The organism is Anaerobacillus sp. MEB173 (assembly GCF_052119505.1).
Taxonomy (GTDB): Bacteria; Bacillota; Bacilli; order Bacillales; family JBJMAU01; genus JBJMAU01.
On the sequence record NZ_JBJMAU010000059.1, the window covers coordinates 1 to 649 of the forward strand.

The following is a 649-nucleotide window of genomic DNA, read 5'->3' on the forward strand; positions in this document are numbered from 1 at the left end:
TCGCAGTCAAAGTGCGATGCCTTACCGCTTGGCTATAGCCCATTATTTTAGTATTTATGGGGCGGCTGATGGGAATCGAACCCACGAATGCCGGAACCACAATCCGGTGCGTTAACCACTTCGCCACAACCGCCAAGTGTCCGTCCTGGCAGGGGCAGTAGGAATTGAACCCACACTGACGGTTTTGGAGACCGTAGTTCTACCTTTAAACTATGCCCCTGAATCTATAGAATGGTGGAGGGGGACGGATTCGAACCGCCGAACCCTGAGGGAGCGGATTTACAGTCCGCCGCGTTTAGCCACTTCGCTACCCCTCCACTCTATAGTGGTGGCTCGAGACGGAATCGAACCGCCGACACGAGGATTTTCAGTCCTCTGCTCTACCGACTGAGCTATCGAGCCATATGATTTTGAAACATAAATGGCGGACCCGACCGGGATCGAACCGGCGATCTCCTGCGTGACAGGCAGGCATGTTAACCGCTACACCACGGGTCCTTAATTTTTTGGTTGCGGGAATAGGATTTGAACCTATGACCTTCGGGTTATGAGCCCGACGAGCTACCGAACTGCTCCATCCCGCGATAATAAAAAGTATAATAATGGCGGAGGAAGAGGGATTCGAACCCCCGCGCGGTTTAACCCGCCT

Annotated in this window: 6 tRNA genes; all 6 read right to left on the reverse strand. The window is 53.3% G+C overall.

The features are described from left to right. Window positions 1-57 precede the first annotated feature (57 nt). The 6 genes from ACJ2A9_RS23680 to ACJ2A9_RS23705 all read right to left on the reverse strand — a co-directional run bounded on the left by ACJ2A9_RS23680 (window position 58) and on the right by ACJ2A9_RS23705 (window position 584). A tRNA-His gene (locus ACJ2A9_RS23680) sits at window positions 58-133 on the reverse strand. Between the two features lie 13 nt (window positions 134-146). After that, a tRNA-Trp gene (locus ACJ2A9_RS23685) sits at window positions 147-220 on the reverse strand. Window positions 221-232: 12 nt separating this feature from the next. Continuing rightward, window positions 233-317 (reverse strand) — tRNA-Tyr (locus ACJ2A9_RS23690). A 9-nt stretch (window positions 318-326) separates the two neighbouring features. Continuing rightward, window positions 327-402, reverse strand: a tRNA-Phe gene (locus ACJ2A9_RS23695). Between the two features lie 20 nt (window positions 403-422). Further along, window positions 423-498: transfer RNA gene (locus tag ACJ2A9_RS23700), tRNA-Asp, on the reverse strand. 9 nt (window positions 499-507) lie between these two features. Continuing rightward, window positions 508-584: transfer RNA gene (locus ACJ2A9_RS23705), tRNA-Met, on the reverse strand. Between the last annotated feature and the right edge of the window lie 65 nt (window positions 585-649).